At 61.3% G+C, this 1630-nt stretch carries 1 protein-coding gene; it reads right to left on the bottom strand.

The genetic code is table 11. The annotated features are described in order from the left end of the window. Positions 1-99 precede the first annotated feature (99 nt). The gene (locus tag NUV89_RS29580; RefSeq protein ID WP_257784107.1) at positions 100-1524 is read right to left on the bottom strand and encodes a gamma-aminobutyraldehyde dehydrogenase; all 1425 of its coding nucleotides are present in this window, start codon (positions 1522-1524) and stop codon (positions 100-102) included. Positions 1525-1630: the final 106 nt, after the last annotated feature.

Here is a 1630-nt window from a genome sequence, read left to right on the forward strand (position 1 = left end):
AGTCAACAACTCTGGTGACTGATACACCGTATTCGCGAGCAAGCCCGCTCCCACAAAAAGCCTGCTCCCACACAGATTTGCGTCTACAGGGAAAACGCGTCAGTGCTTGAACATCACATGCCGAACAGTGGTGTAGTCCTCCAGCCCGTACATGGACATGTCCTTGCCATACCCCGACAGTTTCTGACCGCCATGGGGCATTTCGCTGACCAACATGAAGTGGGTATTCACCCAGGTGCAGCCATACTGCAAACGCGCGGCCAAACGGTGGGCGCGGCCTACATCGGCCGTCCACACAGACGACGCCAGGCCGTAGTCCGAATCGTTGGCCCAGCCCAGCACCTGCGCTTCATCGCTGAACTTGGTCACCGACACCACCGGGCCGAACACCTCACGGCGCACGATTTCATCGTCCTGTTGTGCGTCGGCCAGCACGGTGGGTTCGAAGAAGAAACCATTGCCTTCCACGGCCTTGCCGCCGGTAATCAAGCGGATATGCGACTGCGCCACGGCGCGTTCGACAAACCCGGCCACGCGGTCACGGTGTTGTGCGGTAATCAGCGGCCCCAGCTCGGTGCTTGGGTCATCCTGCAAACCGTGCTTGATGCTGGCGACTGCCGCGCCGAGCTTCTCGACAAACGCGTCGTAGATCTCCGCCTGGGCGTAGATCCGGCACGCCGCCGTGCAATCCTGGCCGGCGTTGTAGAAACCAAAGGTACGAATGCCTTCCACGGCGGCATCGATATCCGCGTCATTGAAGATGATGACCGGCGCCTTGCCACCCAGCTCCATGTGCATGCGCTTCACGCTGTCGGCGGTGCTGGCGATGATGTTTGCGCCGGTGGCGATGGAACCAGTCAACGACACCATGCGCACTTTCGGATGGTTCACCAGTGGGCTGCCCACCGTTGGCCCACGGCCGAATACCAGATTGAGCACACCGGCCGGGAAAATGTCCGCCGCCAGTTCGACCATGCGCAACGCGGTCAGCGGGGTTTGTTCCGACGGTTTGAGCACCACGGTATTACCGGCGGCGAGGGCGGGGGCGATTTTCCACGCGACCATCATCAGCGGGTAGTTCCACGGCGCGATGGAGGCGATCACGCCCACCGGGTCGCGACGGATCATCGAGGTGTGGCCGGGCAGGTATTCGCCACCGGCCGAACCGCTCATGCAACGGCTGGCGCCGGCGAAAAAGCGGAACACGTCGGCAATCGCCGGGATCTCGTCGTTCAGCGCCGCGCTGTAGGGCTTGCCGCAGTTGTCCGATTCCAGCTTGGCCAACTCTTCGCCATGGGCTTCGATGGCGTCCGCGAGTTTCAGCAGCAGCAGGGAACGGTCCTTCGGCGGGGTTTGCGACCAGCCTTCAAAGGCTGCATCGGCGGCGCGTACGGCAGCGTCGACCTGGGCTTCGCTGGCTTCGTTGATTTCCACCAGCACACGGCCGAGGGCGGGGTTGAAGATGGCTTGGGCCGGGCCTTCGCCGGCGACGAGGTGGCCGTTTATCAGTAATTTGGTTTGCATGGTTCAGCTCTCCACAAACTATTCATATTTCCCTGAAAGAACCGGCTCTAAATGTGGGAGCGGGCTTGCTCGCGAAAGCGGTGGATCAGTGACAGATGTGTTGAAT

It is taken from the genome of Pseudomonas sp. 18.1.10 (assembly GCF_024655625.1).
Classification (GTDB): domain Bacteria; phylum Pseudomonadota; class Gammaproteobacteria; order Pseudomonadales; family Pseudomonadaceae; genus Aquipseudomonas.

What these genes read in the sequence shown, in the direction of transcription:
- NUV89_RS29580 (WP_257784107.1), bottom strand. Translation starts at nt 1,524, where the DNA reads ATGCAAACCAAATTACTGATAAACGGCCACCTCGTCGCCGGCGAAGGC.